Genomic DNA, 13,871 nt, shown 5'->3' on the forward strand with positions numbered 1-13,871 from the left:
AGGTGCGGGCGCTAGTCCCCGGCCTCCGCGTCGAGGCGGGCCTGGTCGCGCTGACGGCGCCTCTTGCTGATGCGCTGGCTGACTACTCCTGCCACCACTGCGCCGATGATGGCGCCGACGATCGCGCCAGTTGCTCCAGCGCTATCAAAGCCGCCAGAGGGGTCGAAGCCGCCGGTGACGATGAGTCCTGCCAGCCAGACTGCGCACAATGCGAAGTAGATGACGAGCACGCCACGGGGAGTATCACGCAGGCGGATGACGGGTGAGGCGACGTAGTTGCGCATCCACTGTGTGCTCGCCGCACTACTAATGAGCGGGATTAGGAGCACGATGGCGGACCACAGGGCCTGGCGGCCAGGCAGAACCCACGCGAGGATCGCGCCGACGAGCGCCATGCCGATCAGCGAGGTGTAGAAGCCGACCGAGCTCGCCTTGTGGTACGTCGCGGCCTCGAACTCGTCGGTGGCGGTGCCGTCGACGTAATTGACGATTGAGTCTCCGAAATTCTTGAACATCATTCCTCCTTGGTTTGGCCAAAGATTTCTTCAACTGACTTTTCAAACTGACGGCAGATGTCGAGCGCTAAGTAGACGGAAGGCGAGTAGTTGCCCCGCTCGATGTTCGCGATGGTCTGCCGGGAAACGCCGACGCGGTCAGCGAGCTCCTGTTGCGACAACTCGTGCCAGCGCCGCCATTTGCGAACTGTGTTGGTGTGGTCGCCCATGTGGTCTCCTTCCATTTACAGAATGTAAAGCGAAGAGTTCCTGATGTCAAGAGTGGTTTACATAGTGGTGATGAAACTTGTCGATCTGGTCGCTCAATTCCCAGGTAGTCTCGGGGTGTGGTGGATACAAAACAGACAAAAACCATCGGCGAGCATCATGTGGCCTCGGAGCTTGCACGTCGTGGTTGGGCGCCGGCCCTCACGCGAGATGGTTTGGAGCGGACGGACATCCTCGCGGTTTTTACTGAGCCGGAGTGGCGTCGAATGATCGAGGTGCAGGTGAAGACAGCTCGAGTGCCGGCTGGTGGACAGGCCAACTGGCCATTAGCCACGCACTAGTGACTTCGGTTTCTGGAAACGGTCAGCTTTCGTGGCTGCATTTTGACTACAAAAACCTGGAAACCGCGGATCAACCAAAAACTTTGGTGTTCTCGGAAAATAAGAAAACACCCCGCCACCAGCGGTTTCGCTGCGCGGAGTGTTACGAAATTGTGCCCCAGGTGAGACTCGAACTCACACTGGACGGGTTTTGAATCCGTTGCCTCTGCCAATTGGGCTACTGGGGCATCGGGCGAAAGTTTATCCCAGCGCAGCCTCCGCCACGAAATCACCTCGCTAATGGGCGAGCCGGGCCATGTCGGGCTGCCCGCTAGACTGGCCAACCGTGAGCGATACACCCGAGAACACGAAGCGACTGTTGCTTATCGACGGCCACTCGATGGCCTTCCGCGCCTTCTACGCGCTGCCCGCGGAAAACTTCTCCACCTCAGGCGGCCAGCACACGAATGCGGTCTACGGGTTTCTATCCATGTTCGCCAATATCCTGGCGGACGAGAAGCCGACGCACGCCGCCGTCGCCTTCGACGTGGGCCGCAAGACGTTCCGCACGGAGCGTTTCCCGGAGTACAAGGCGCAGCGCGAGGCGGCACCGCCGGAATTCAAGGGCCAGGTGCCGATCATCGAGGACGTTCTGGGCGATCTCGGCATCACCACCTTGAGCAAGGAGAACTTCGAGGCGGACGACATCGTCGCCACGCTGGTCACCCAGGCCCGCGCCGAGGGCGACTTCGAGATCGTGCTGGTCAGTGGCGACCGCGACTACATCCAGCTCGTGGACGGCACCACCACGCTGATGTACCCCACCCGCGGCGTGTCCACCATGACCCGTTTCACGCCCGAGGAAGTGGAGAACAAATACGGCCTGACGCCTGAGCAGTACCCGGACTTCGCGGCGCTGCGCGGCGACCCGTCGGACAACCTGCCCAGCGTACCCAAGGTGGGGGAGAAAACCGCCACGAAGTGGATCTCGCAGTACGGCTCGCTGGAAGGGCTGATCGAAGGCGCCGACGAGCTCAAGGGTGTCGCCGCCAACAACTTCCGCGAGCGCATCGACCAGGTCCGCCTCAACCGCGAGCTGACCCAGATGGTCACCGACGTCGAGCTGCCCGTTGCCCCGAACGACCTGGAGCTCAAGCCCGCGGACGTCACCCAGGTGGCGTCGCGCTTCGACGACCTCGAGTTCGGCGTGAACCTGCGCGAGCGCGTCCTCGCTGCCGTGCCTACCGACGGCACCGCCCCCGAGCCGGAAACCGTCGAACTCGAAGACGTCACTATCGACGACGAGCCGCTGGACGTCTGGCTTAAGCCGCGTCACACCGACGGCCTTGCCGTCTACGTCTCGGGCAACGCTACTCCCGGGCAGGGGGATGTGGTGGCGCTGGCGATCGTCGATAAGCAAAGGCGCGGCATATCCAAGCTCGCCGCTGACTTGAGCGCCGAGGAGGACGCCGCGCTCAGGCAGTGGTTGGAGTCGGACGCGCCGAAGTTCATGCACGAGGCGAAGGCGGCGTACCACATGCTGCGCGGCCGGGGCATCGAGCTTAACGGCATCGCGCACGACACCGCGATCGCCGCCTACCTGCTGCGCCCGGGTCAGCGCACCTACGCGCTGGAGGACATCTACCAGCGCCACCTGCAGCGACAGCTTAACGTCGGCTCCGACCAGATGAGCCTGCTCGGCGACACCGCCGACGTCGACGCCGCCGCGGCGATCCTGGAACTGTCCGCGGAGCTGACCAAGGAGCTGCGTGAGATCGACTCCTACGAGCTCTACGCGGACCTGGAGCTGCCGCTGGTCACCGTGCTCGCGGAGATGGAGCACACCGGCATCGCGGTGGATCTGGACGTGCTGGAGAATCAGCGCAAGGAGCTCACACTCAAGGTCGAGCAGATCGAGGAGGAGGCGCGGGCGCTTGTGGACGAGCCTTCGCTGAACCTGTCTTCCCCCAAGCAGCTGTCCGCAGTACTCTTCGACAAACTTGAACTGCCGAAGACGAAGAAGACCAAGACCGGGTACTCCACGGCCGCGGGCGAAATCGAGGCGTTGGCGGAGAAGAACCCGCATCCGTTTTTGGACCACCTGTTGGCGCACCGCGAGCACCAGAAGCTCAAGTCCACCATCGAGGGCCTGATTAAGACGGTGCAGCCGGACGAGCGCATCCACACCACGTTCAACCAGACCGTGGCGTCGACAGGCCGCTTAAGCTCCGCGGAGCCGAACCTGCAGAACATCCCGGTGCGCACCGAGGCCGGCCGCGTCATCCGCTCCGCGTTCGTTGTGGGCGAGGGCTACGAGTGCCTGCTTACGGCCGACTACTCGCAGATTGAGATGCGCGTGATGGCGCACCTGAGCCAGGACGAGGGCCTGATTGAGGCGTACAGGGCAGGGGAGGACCTGCACAACTTTGTCGGCTCGCGCGTGTTCGACGTGCCCATCGACCAGGTCACCCCGGAACTGCGCCGCCGCGTCAAGGCGATGTCTTACGGCCTGGTCTACGGCTTGAGTGCCTACGGGTTGTCCAACCAGCTATCCATCTCCGCGGGCGAGGCGAAGGACATCATGGCCAGCTACTTCGAGCGCTTCGGCGGCGTGAAGCGCTACCTGGATGAGGTGGTGGAGCAGGCGCGTCGCGACGGCTACACGTCCACCGTGTTCGGCCGCCGCCGGTACCTTCCTGAGCTGACCAGCGACAACCGCGTGGCGCGCGAGAACGCCGAGCGCGCCGCGTTGAACGCGCCGATCCAGGGCACGGCCGCGGACATCATCAAGGTGGCCATGCTGCGTGTGGACGCCGCCCTGGAAGGCAAGCAATCCCGCGTGCTGCTCCAGGTCCACGACGAGCTGGTTGTGGAGATCGCCCCGGGCGAACTGGACGAGGTCCGCGAGATTGTGGAGCGCGAGATGGACGATGCCATCGAGCTGCTGGTGCCACTGGAGGTCTCCGCTGGCACTGGCGCTAACTGGGACGCTGCCGCGCACTAACACTCCACGACCTGCGGCAGCACTAAGGCGGGTAGGAACGGAATCGGTTCCTACCCGCCTCGCGCACGGCACCCCGCCCATGGCCGTGTTCCCCCATGGAGCCTCCCCCAGCAGCTCCGATTGCGTATTCAGTTGTGAACCTCCCCTCGGGGGAAGGGGCCACCGGGGTGGCCATGACCTGGCTGGGGCTTATATTTCACCCCTGGCCGGGTCGTTCCCCGAAAGCCAAGCGCGACCTTACCGACGGGTAAGGAAACGCTCAATGGACCCACAGGGTAACCCCAGAATCGAACATTCCGTTAACTGGATCACACGGATAGTTGGACAGCTGGCCAGCAATAAACGAAACTCGGTCACGTGCAGTTCACTTCTGTGTAACCGAGTGTTTCGCCCCCGATTTGCACCCCCGTTTTGCTAAAGGAGATCGTTGAGTGATCGCCGCTTGTTGTCGTCTTCGGAAGCTTCCACTTCCTCTTGGAGTGCGTCCTTGAACTCGTCCTCGTCGAGGTTCGAGTCGCTGGCGAGGTCGTCGACTTCCTTGCCGTCTTCAGCTTCGACAGCGTCGGCGCGGCGTTCGCCCTCGTCCTTCAGTTCGTCGCGGTGGCGCAGGTAGGTCACTGTCATCACTGCCATGACAAACAGGCCGAGGTAGCCCAGGATCGGGTACAGGCTGTTCACCAACGGCTGGAAGCCTGCGAAAGAGAGTCCAAAACCGACGATGCAGGCGATGGCGTAGGTGGGGTAGAAGCGCTCCGGCTTCTTGCTGGTCAGGCGCTTTGCCAGCGCGTAAAACATGCCCAGGCATGTGTTGAAGACCATGAGGAAGATCACCCACGTCATGATGAAGCCGAGCACCGGGTCCACATTGTCGATCACGGCGAGCAGCGGCATGTCGGTGCCGTTGACGGACTCCACCTGAATCAGCAGCGAGGCCACCAGAAGCGCGAGCATGACTGCGTAGATCACCCCGCCGAGGATTCCGCCCAAACGGGTGCTCTTGGTGTCGAACTCGTCGCCGGCCATCACTAGTGCCATCGAGACGCCGCACAGCGCGTTCAATCCAGTGTGGTTCAGCGCGCCCAACCACCAGAACGGGGTCCCGTCAGCGCGGGAAACCTCTTGCTGGGCATAGTCGCCCACCTCACTCCAGTTCACGTCCACCTGGGTGAAGGAGTAGATGCTGCCGATGAGAACGAACACCACAAGTAGCGGGGTGGCCCAGCCGATGACTGAGGAGACTTTGTCCACGTCGAAACGTCCGACAACGAGCATGAGCGCGAGCATGGCCACGGCGCCGATCCAGATGGGCCACTCAAAAGCCTGCTGCAGATTCGACCCGGCGCCGGCGAACATGACGAACCCCACGGAGAACATGCACGCCACCGCGGACCAGTCCATGATGAACGCCGCGGGCTTAGAGGTCACGTTGTAAAAAACCTCATTGTGCTCGCGCGCCAAAAAGTACGAGCCGAAGGTCATGAACGCCGTCGCGGCGAAGAGCATGGTCACACTGGCCAAAGCCACGCCGTAGAACCCGTTTGCGCCGTAGGCGACGAAATACTGCAGGGCCTCCATGCCGGAGGCGAATCCGGCACCGACGACGATGCCGACGAATGATGCAGCGACTGCAAGGCTGCGTTTCCACATAAACGATTGCTCCCAAAACGGTGGTATCTATCAGACTCCGCTTATGCTAGTGGTTGGGGCAAACCGGAGGGACGTCGGAGAGCACCTGCGAATCATTTGCTCTAGCTGGGCAAAGTGTCTACACTCGTGCGGGCGTGTCTACGCGCGAGCACGGTGCCCATCGTAATAGGAGGGTGAGGTAGCCGTCGCGGCGCGAGATCGGCGCACGCGAGCTTACGGCATCTAGCTGCGGGTTTACGTGGCCGAGAGAGACGCTTCTGTCCAATCACGATCTCCTATTTTTCGGAGCACATAGAACTTATGCGCACTTCCAACGCACCCCAGGTAGCCATCAACGACATCGGTGGCCCTGAGGAATTCCTCGCCGCAGTCGACGCGACCATCAAGTACTTCAACGATGGCGACATCGTCACCGGCACCGTGGTCAAGGTCGACCACGACGAGGTCCTGCTCGACATCGGCTACAAGACCGAGGGCATCATCCTCACCCGCGAGCTTTCCATCAAGCACGACGTCGATCCGGAAGACGTGGTCGAGGTCGGCGATGAGATCGACGCACTTGTCCTGACCAAGGAGGACAAGGAAGGCCGCCTGATGCTGTCCAAGAAGCGTGCTCAGTACGAGCGCGCTTGGGGCACCATCGAGGAGCTGCAGGCCAACGACCAGCCGGTTACCGGCACCGTCATCGAGGTCGTCAAGGGCGGCCTCATCCTCGACATCGGCCTGCGCGGCTTCCTGCCGGCATCCCTGGTCGAGATGCGTCGCGTCCGCGACCTGGATCCGTACATCGGCCAGGAGCTCGAGGCGAAGATCATCGAGCTGGACAAGCACCGCAACAACGTGGTCCTGTCCCGTCGCGCTTACCTGGAGGAGACCCAGTCCGCGGTCCGCTCCGACTTCCTGCACCAGCTGCAGAAGGGCCAGGTCCGCAAGGGCGTCGTGTCCTCCATCGTCAACTTCGGTGCGTTCGTCGATCTCGGCGGCGTCGACGGCCTGGTGCACGTCTCTGAGCTGTCCTGGAAGCACATCGACCACCCGTCCGAGGTTGTTGCAGTGGGCGACGAGGTCACCGTCGAGGTGCTCGACGTCGACCTGGACCGCGAGCGTGTCTCCCTGTCGCTGAAGGCGACCCAGGAGGATCCGTGGCGCGTGTTCGCCCGCACCCACGCTGTGGGCCAGATCGTCCCGGGCAAGGTCACCAAGCTCGTCCCGTTCGGCGCGTTCGTCCGCGTCGAAGAGGGCATCGAGGGCCTCGTCCACATCTCCGAGCTGGCTCAGCGCCACGTGGAGGTCCCGGACCAGGTTGTCAACGTCGGCGAAGAGGTCATGGTCAAGGTCATCGACATCGACCTGGACCGTCGCCGCATCTCCCTGTCCCTCAAGCAGGCTGACGAGGACTACGTCGAGGAGTTCGATCCGTCCCGCTACGGCATGGCCGACTCCTACGACGAGCAGGGCAACTACATCTTCCCGGAGGGCTTCGACCCGGAGACCAACGAGTGGATGGAAGGTTACGACGAGGCTCGTCAGGCATGGGAGGCGCGCTACGCCGAGGCAGAGCGTCGCCACCAGGCCCACACCGCTCAGATCGAGCGCCACCGCGCCGCTGCCGCCGAGGCCGCGGAGCAGGAGGGCGAGCAGGCCAACTACTCCTCCGAGTCTGCAGCTGCAGCTCCGGCAGCTGACCAGGCTGAGGAGAACATCGGCTCGCTGGCTTCCGACGAGCAGCTTGCGGCTCTGCGCGACAAGCTCGCCGGCAACTAAGCACTCGCAGGCTCGTGCTTAGGAGAAACTCTTAAGCATCTTGCTTAGCGACGAACCGCCCCGCACACCACGTAGGTATGCGGGGCGGTTTGCTATCTTCGGCCCCATGAAGAAAGTGGGCCTGACAGGCGGTATCGGCAGCGGAAAATCCACAGTGGCGCGGATGCTTGGCAGCGCGGGCTTCGCCGTGGTCGACGCCGACCAAATCGCACGCGAGATCATGGAACCCGGTTCACCAGTGCTGGAGGAGGTTGCTGCAGAGTTCGGCGCGGACCTCATCGGAGACGACGGGGCGCTCAACCGCGGGGAGCTCGCGCGGCGCGCGTTCGCCACCACTGAAGACACGCAGCGACTCAACGCCATCACACACCCCGCCATCCGGGCCGAGTCCGAGCGTCGCTTCGCCGCCGCGGAAGAAGCGGGGGAGCAGGCCGTCATCTACGACATGCCGCTGCTGGTGGATCTTGGGTTGCATAAGGGCATGGACCTCACCGTTGTCGTGGATGTGGACAAGGAGGAGAGGATCCGAAGGCTCGTCGATACGCGAGGGCTCGATGAGGCCGATGCCCGTTCGCGCATGGCGCAGCAGATCGACGATGAGGCGCGGCTCGCGGCGGCAGATGTCGTGATCGACAACAACGGACCGTTGGAAGACCTCGAGCCGCAGGTGGATGCGCTTGCTGAGAAAATCAAAGGTTAGTGAACTGTACCGGTGAAATTTACCGGTGTGACACGTTTCATTTACCTTGCTGATTTACCTTGCGGTGCATGGGAACGTGGAACACGGGGCCGTTCGACAACGACTCTGCACATGATGCCGTGACTGCGCTGGTCAACGGCACGTTCTGCATGGATCAGTTCCGGTTCGAGTGCGGGCTGGGTTCCCTGGGCACAGCGGAGGCAGAATCTGTCATCGCACTCGCCGCACTCATCAACGGCCATCTGCCGGATGGGCTCGAGGGCACAATCGACTATCCGTTCACGTTGGACGACAGGCAGTGGATTCGTCGCCGAGCCCAAGCCGTGCTGCGCCCGGGCGGTTCCGCGCTGTACTCCATGTGGGAGGAAGCGGGCGAGCTGCAGGAGTGGCTGGAAACCTCCCGCAGGTACGCCGCCTAAGGTGCCGCCTGCGGTTTGTGCTGACGCGTAGACTGTTCGGCATGGCTTTTGCTGCTGAACATCCTGTCCTCGCGCAGTCTGAGTTTCGCCCCGTCGGCGAGATTGAGCGCCGCGAGAAGCCCTTCGAGGTCGTCTCCGAGTTTGAACCCTCCGGTGATCAGCCCTCCGCGATTGCGCAGCTGGATGAGCGCTTGAACCGCGGCGAGCGCGACGTCGTGCTCATGGGCGCGACCGGCACAGGCAAGTCCGCCACCGCCGCGTGGTTGATTGAAAAGCAGCAGCGGCCCACGCTGGTCATGGCGCCGAACAAGACGCTGGCGGCACAGCTGGCCAACGAACTGCGCCAGCTGCTGCCCAACAACGCGGTGGAGTACTTCGTGTCGTACTACGACTACTACCAACCGGAGGCCTACATCGCGCAGACGGACACCTACATTGAGAAGGACTCGTCCATCAACGACGATGTGGAGCGCCTCCGCCACTCCGCCACCTCCGCGCTGCTGAGCCGGCGCGACGTGGTCGTGGTGTCCTCGGTGTCCTGCATCTACGGCCTGGGCACTCCGCAGTCATACCTGGACCGCTCTATTGTGCTGCGCGTGGGCGAGGAAGTGGAGCGCGACCGATTCCTGCGCCTCTTGGTGGACGTGCAGTACGAGCGAAACGACATCGACTTCAAGCGCGGCACTTTCCGCGTCAAGGGCGACACGGTGGACATCATCCCGGCCTACGAAGAGGTGGCCGTGCGCGTGGAGTTCTTCGGCGACGAGGTGGACTCGCTGTACTACATCCACCCGCTCACCGGCGACGTGATCAGCCAGGAAGACGAGGTGCGCATCTTCCCGGCCACGCACTACGTGGCCACGGACGAGCGCATGGAAAAGGCCATCGAGGCCATCAAGGAAGAGCTGGCCGACAGGCTCGAGGAGCTGGAGAACAAGGGCAAGCTGCTCGAGGCGCAGCGCCTGCGCATGCGCACCGAATACGACCTGGAGATGATTCAGCAGGTCGGGTTCTGCTCCGGCATCGAGAACTACTCGCGCCATATGGACGGTCGCCCGGCCGGCTCCGCGCCGGCGACCTTGATCGACTACTTCCCGGAAGACTTCCTCACCATCATCGACGAGTCCCACGTCACCGTGCCGCAGATCGGCGGCATGTTCGAAGGCGACATGTCCCGAAAGCGCAACCTGGTGGAGTTCGGATTCCGCCTGCCGTCCGCGGTAGACAACCGCCCGCTGACCTTCGACGAGTTCGAGGCCCGCCTGGGCCAGACCGTCTACATGTCCGCCACCCCCGGCGACTACGAGCTCGAGGCCGCCCAGGGCGAGTTTGTGGAGCAGGTGATCCGCCCGACCGGCCTGGTGGACCCGAAGGTCACCGTCAAGCCCACCAAGGGCCAGATCGACGACCTGATCGACGAGATCCGCCAACGCACCGACAAGAACGAGCGCGTGCTGGTGACCACCCTGACCAAGCGCATGGCCGAGGACCTCACGGACTACCTGCTGGATAACGGCATTAAAGTGCGCTACCTGCACTCGGACATCGACACCCTGCAGCGCGTGGAGCTTCTGCGCCAGCTGCGCCTGGGCGAGTACGACGTGCTCGTGGGCATCAACCTGCTGCGCGAGGGCCTGGACCTGCCTGAGGTCTCCCTGGTTGCCATCCTGGACGCGGACAAGGAGGGCTTCCTGCGCTCCACCAAGTCGCTCATCCAGACCATCGGCCGCGCCGCGCGTAACGTCTCCGGCGAGGTGATCATGTACGCCGACCAGGTCACCGAATCCATGCAGGAGGCCATCGACGAAACCGAGCGCCGCCGCGAGAAGCAGATCGCCTACAACGAGGAGCACGGCATCGATCCGCAGCCGCTGCGCAAGGCCATCGCGGACATTTTGGACCAGGTGCACGACAACGCGGACGCGGATGCGTCGACAAGCTTGAGCTCCGATGCGGCCGTCGCCGAGCGCGCGGATGTGTCCAACATGGCCTCTGACGAGGTGCAAAAGCTTATCGACGACCTGACGGTCCAAATGCGCGACGCCGCCGGCGAACTCAAATTTGAGCTCGCCGGAAGACTCAGGGACGAGATTGCAGATCTCAAACGGGAGCTGCGTGGTATTAAAGACACAGGCAATTAGCGAAAGGAACCTGCCTTGCACACCTACAAGTCGATCGCTGTCGGCACCGACGGCTCCGCCACCTCCATGGTCGCTGTGCGTGCCGCAGCCAGCCTCGCCCGCGTCTACGGTGCCGAGCTGACCATCATCTGCGCCCACTACACCGCGTCCGGCTCGATGCTGAACTCCACCAACGCGGAGCTGTCCCGCGTGGACATCGTCACCGCCACCAACGCGCGCGAGATTCTGCGCAAGGCGGACGAGATTGCCAAGGAAGAGCAGGCCGGCAAGGTCAACCTGGTGTCCAAGGGTGGCCAGCCCGCGAATGTGCTGGTGGAGGCCGTCGACGAGTACGGCGTCGACCTGCTTGTGGTGGGCAACAAGGGCATGCGCTCGATGGCCGGCCGCATCTTCGGCAACATCCCCGGCAACGTGGCCAAGAAGGCCCCGGTGGACGTCATGCTCGTGGATACTCGGGCAGAGGGACACGACTAAACCCGCAAGGGGTACACTGACCACGCTAACCGCGTCGCATTTTTGAAAGGTGATTTCACATGGCCGATAACTACAAGACCATCGTCGTCGGCTCCGACGGTTCCAAGTCCTCCCTGCTGGCCGTTGAGCGCGCCGCGAAGATTGCAGCCGCGTTCGGTTCCACCCTCGTCATCGGTACCGCGTACTACGAGAACGAGGAAGAGGCCGCGAAGACGCTGCGTCAGGATTCCGTGACCATTCTGGGCGACCAGAAGGCGCTGGAGAACCTCGAGGGCGCAGCTGAGCACGCCCGCGCCGCTGGCGCACCGGACGTGCAGACCGCAACCCGCCCGGGCACCCCGGTGCAGGCACTGATGGCCATTGTCAACGACAACAACGCGGACCTGCTCGTCGTGGGCAACCGCGGCATCAACTCGCTGACCGGCCGCCTGCTGGGCTCCGTGCCGGCAGACGTCGCGCGTCAGTCCGACTGCGACGTCATGATCGTTCACACGGTCAACTAAGGCGCTATTCGCCGACCACTGTCAGCGTCTGCGTGGCGCGGGTGACGGCGACGTAGAGGTCTTGCCACCCCTGTGGCGAGGCCTCTTTAATTTTGCTCGGCTCCACCACGACGACGTTGTCGAATTCGAGGCCCTTCATTTCGCCGACATTGTCCGCGTCGATGACGGCGGTTAAGCCGTCGCGCTTCTCGACGAGGCTCAAGTCCTCAACGAACTGCACCGGCACCCCGGATTCGCGGATCGCCTCCGGGACGGTGGCCTCCGGGTCGATCTCAGCGAGGATCTCGGCAGCGTAGTCCGCGATCTCCTTCGGCGTACGGTAGTTCACCGTCAGCTCATGCAGGCGGAAGCGGTTGCCCACGAAGGGCTCCAGCGCGTTGGTCCAGTCGTCCACGCCGGCGGGGGAGGACGTCTGGGCGGTGTCGCCCACGAGCGTCATCCATCGCGACGGGCAGCGGCGGAACACCATGCGCCACTCCATCGGCGACAGCTCTTGGGCCTCGTCGACGATGACGTGCCCGTACGCCCACGTCTGGTCGGCGCGTGCGCGCTGCGCGGTGGAGCGGGTGTCCGTCTCCCGCTGGCGGCTCGCGAGCGTCTCCGCGTCAATGACGTCGGCCGCGGAGAGGATCTCTGCCTCGAACTGGTCGTCGTCGTTGTCCGTGGATTCCGACGAGGACAGCACGTCGAGCGCGCCCTCTGCCTCGGCGACGAGCTCGCGCCATTCCTCTTCTTCCTTGCGGCGCTGCTCCTCGGGGTCGACGGTGCCGATGAGCACGGCCAGCTCGTCCACAAGCGCGGTGTCCCCGTAGCTGAACGGGGAGCCGGGCGCGCGGTACAAGGCGTCGCGGGTGTAGTCGTCGTAGTCGTGCGCTACCTCGGCGATGGCGTCCTTGTCGGTCAGCAGCGCGCCCAGCACCTCGACGGGGTCGAGCTCCGGGAAGTGCGTGTCGATGAGTTGCTCTACCTGGGGATCGTCCGCGAGGTCGTCGTGAAGCTGGTCCACATCCGCATCCGAGAGCAGGTTCGCCCCGCCGAGCGGGTCCTCGCCGATGCGCTTCGCCAGCGCCTCCGCGAGCAGCTGGGTGAGGTGCTCCGCGAAGTGGGCGCGTGCCTGGTTATGCGGGCGGCGCGAGCGACGGGCCCTGGTGCGGGCGGCCTTGACCATCTGCGGGGTGGCATCCACCGGCACTGAATCGAAGGTGAGGCGCACAGGCGCATCCGGCACCGTCTCGTAGGCCTGTACCGCGCGCTTGAGGATGGCCACCATCTCCTCCGACCCCTTCACTTCGCGCGCGGCGATCGAGTCCTCGCCGGTGGGGGCAAAGCCCGGCACGAGCTGGTCGGCGGTGGCCAGCACCACGCCAGTCTCGCCCAGCTCTGGCAGCACGCGTGAGATGTACTCGAGGAACGTCGCGTTCGGGCCGACCACCAGCACACCGGTGCGGGTGAGCTGCTCGCGCCACGTGTAGAGCAAGTACGCAATGCGGTGCAGCGCCACCGCCGTCTTGCCGGTGCCCGGGCCGCCCTGGACCACCATGACACCGCGGGTGGCGTCGCGGATGATCTCGTCTTGCTCGCGCTGAATGGTCTCCACGATGGAGCGCATGTGGCCGGTGCGGGCCTCGTTCATCGCGCGCCTCAGAGCCGCCTCGGATCCAACTCCCGCGTCGGAGGTTTCCGCGCCGTCGCCGGAGAGCACCTCGTCGTCCACAGCGGTGACAGTGCGGCCGCGCATACGGATGTTGCGGCGCGTTTCAACGCCCTCCGGGTGCGCCGTGGTTGCCAGGTAGAATGGGCGGGCGAGGGGAGCGCGCCAGTCCAGCAGGAGGGTGCGGTAGTTGTCCTCCCTGTCGTCGATGCCCATGCGTCCGATGTAGCGCCGCTCCAAATCCGGCCGCCCCGGCACCGGGTTCTCCGGGTCGTCGTCGGCGACGTCGATGCGGCCGAAGACTAAGCCGGTCTCTGCCACGTTGAGCGCATCCAGCTTCGCGTTGAGCCCGTGATACTCCGTTTCGCGGCGCACCAGCGCGTCCGAATCCGGGTTGTCCGGGTCCACGTCACGCTGCACCTCTTCGAGGCGCGCTTGCGCCCGCGCCACCTCGCTGTCCAGGTGCGCGAAAAGCTGATCCACGTACGTCTGTTCTGTTTCCTGCATCCTCACAACAAACGGCCCC

At 63.9% G+C, this 13,871-nt stretch carries 12 protein-coding genes and 1 tRNA gene; 8 read left to right on the forward strand and 5 right to left on the reverse strand.

Features of this window, described 5'->3' with window-relative positions; genetic code table 11:
* Positions 1-11 precede the first annotated feature (11 nt).
* Complete coding sequence (locus HMPREF2791_RS05560) at positions 12-515, reverse strand: hypothetical protein (protein WP_070475566.1); 504 nt, start codon at positions 513-515, stop codon at positions 12-14.
* Positions 515-724 (reverse strand): helix-turn-helix transcriptional regulator, encoded by a 210-nt coding sequence (locus tag HMPREF2791_RS05565; RefSeq protein ID WP_063937319.1) that lies wholly within the window; start codon positions 722-724, stop codon positions 515-517. Before HMPREF2791_RS05565 ends, HMPREF2791_RS05560 begins: the two co-directional genes overlap by 1 nt.
* 117 nt (positions 725-841) lie before the next feature.
* Between HMPREF2791_RS05565 and HMPREF2791_RS11575 the strand changes: the two genes are divergently transcribed.
* Positions 842-1,063 carry a hypothetical protein gene (locus HMPREF2791_RS11575; protein ID WP_210383731.1) on the forward strand — a complete coding sequence of 74 codons (222 nt, stop codon included), beginning with the start codon at positions 842-844 and terminating at the stop codon, positions 1,061-1,063.
* 153 nt (positions 1,064-1,216) lie between these two features.
* Here the strand turns inward: HMPREF2791_RS11575 and HMPREF2791_RS05570 are convergent.
* Positions 1,217-1,290, reverse strand: a tRNA-Leu gene (locus tag HMPREF2791_RS05570).
* A 152-nt stretch (positions 1,291-1,442) separates the two neighbouring features.
* On the opposite strand from HMPREF2791_RS05570, the gene polA reads away from it, so the two are divergent.
* A complete protein-coding gene (gene polA / locus HMPREF2791_RS05575) occupies positions 1,443-4,046 on the forward strand; it encodes a DNA polymerase I (protein ID WP_246815259.1) in 2,604 nt (867 codons plus the stop codon).
* A gap of 414 nt (positions 4,047-4,460) precedes the next feature.
* On the opposite strand, the gene HMPREF2791_RS05580 is transcribed toward polA, so the two are convergent.
* Complete coding sequence (locus tag HMPREF2791_RS05580; protein WP_070473138.1) at positions 4,461-5,693, reverse strand: YkvI family membrane protein; 1,233 nt, start codon at positions 5,691-5,693, stop codon at positions 4,461-4,463.
* A gap of 300 nt (positions 5,694-5,993) precedes the next feature.
* On the opposite strand from HMPREF2791_RS05580, the gene rpsA reads away from it, so the two are divergent.
* The 6 genes from rpsA to HMPREF2791_RS05610 all read left to right on the forward strand — a co-directional run bounded on the left by rpsA (position 5,994) and on the right by HMPREF2791_RS05610 (position 11,694).
* The gene (rpsA, locus tag HMPREF2791_RS05585; protein WP_070844680.1) at positions 5,994-7,457 is read left to right on the forward strand and encodes a 30S ribosomal protein S1; all 1,464 of its coding nucleotides are present in this window, start codon (positions 5,994-5,996) and stop codon (positions 7,455-7,457) included.
* 106 nt (positions 7,458-7,563) lie between these two features.
* A complete protein-coding gene (gene coaE, locus HMPREF2791_RS05590; RefSeq protein ID WP_070844681.1) occupies positions 7,564-8,157 on the forward strand; it encodes a dephospho-CoA kinase in 594 nt (197 codons plus the stop codon).
* Positions 8,158-8,225: 68 nt separating this feature from the next.
* Positions 8,226-8,576 carry a DUF4259 domain-containing protein gene (locus HMPREF2791_RS05595; RefSeq protein WP_070844682.1) on the forward strand — a complete coding sequence of 117 codons (351 nt, stop codon included), beginning with the start codon at positions 8,226-8,228 and terminating at the stop codon, positions 8,574-8,576.
* A 41-nt stretch (positions 8,577-8,617) separates the two neighbouring features.
* A complete protein-coding gene (gene uvrB, locus HMPREF2791_RS05600; RefSeq protein WP_070844683.1) occupies positions 8,618-10,717 on the forward strand; it encodes an excinuclease ABC subunit UvrB in 2,100 nt (699 codons plus the stop codon).
* A gap of 15 nt (positions 10,718-10,732) precedes the next feature.
* Positions 10,733-11,191 (forward strand): universal stress protein, encoded by a 459-nt coding sequence (locus tag HMPREF2791_RS05605; protein ID WP_070473146.1) that lies wholly within the window; start codon positions 10,733-10,735, stop codon positions 11,189-11,191.
* Positions 11,192-11,250: 59 nt separating this feature from the next.
* On the forward strand, positions 11,251-11,694 hold the full coding sequence (locus HMPREF2791_RS05610; RefSeq protein ID WP_070473149.1) for a universal stress protein: 444 nt from the start codon (positions 11,251-11,253) through the stop codon (positions 11,692-11,694).
* Between the two features lie 4 nt (positions 11,695-11,698).
* Here the strand turns inward: HMPREF2791_RS05610 and HMPREF2791_RS05615 are convergent, their stop codons facing one another.
* Positions 11,699-13,852, reverse strand: coding sequence for a HelD family protein (locus HMPREF2791_RS05615; protein ID WP_070844684.1), 2,154 nt, complete (start codon positions 13,850-13,852; stop codon positions 11,699-11,701).
* Between the last annotated feature and the right edge of the window lie 19 nt (positions 13,853-13,871).

The sequence above is a fragment of the Corynebacterium sp. HMSC034A01 genome (assembly GCF_001838175.1).
Taxonomy (GTDB): domain Bacteria; phylum Actinomycetota; class Actinomycetes; order Mycobacteriales; family Mycobacteriaceae; genus Corynebacterium.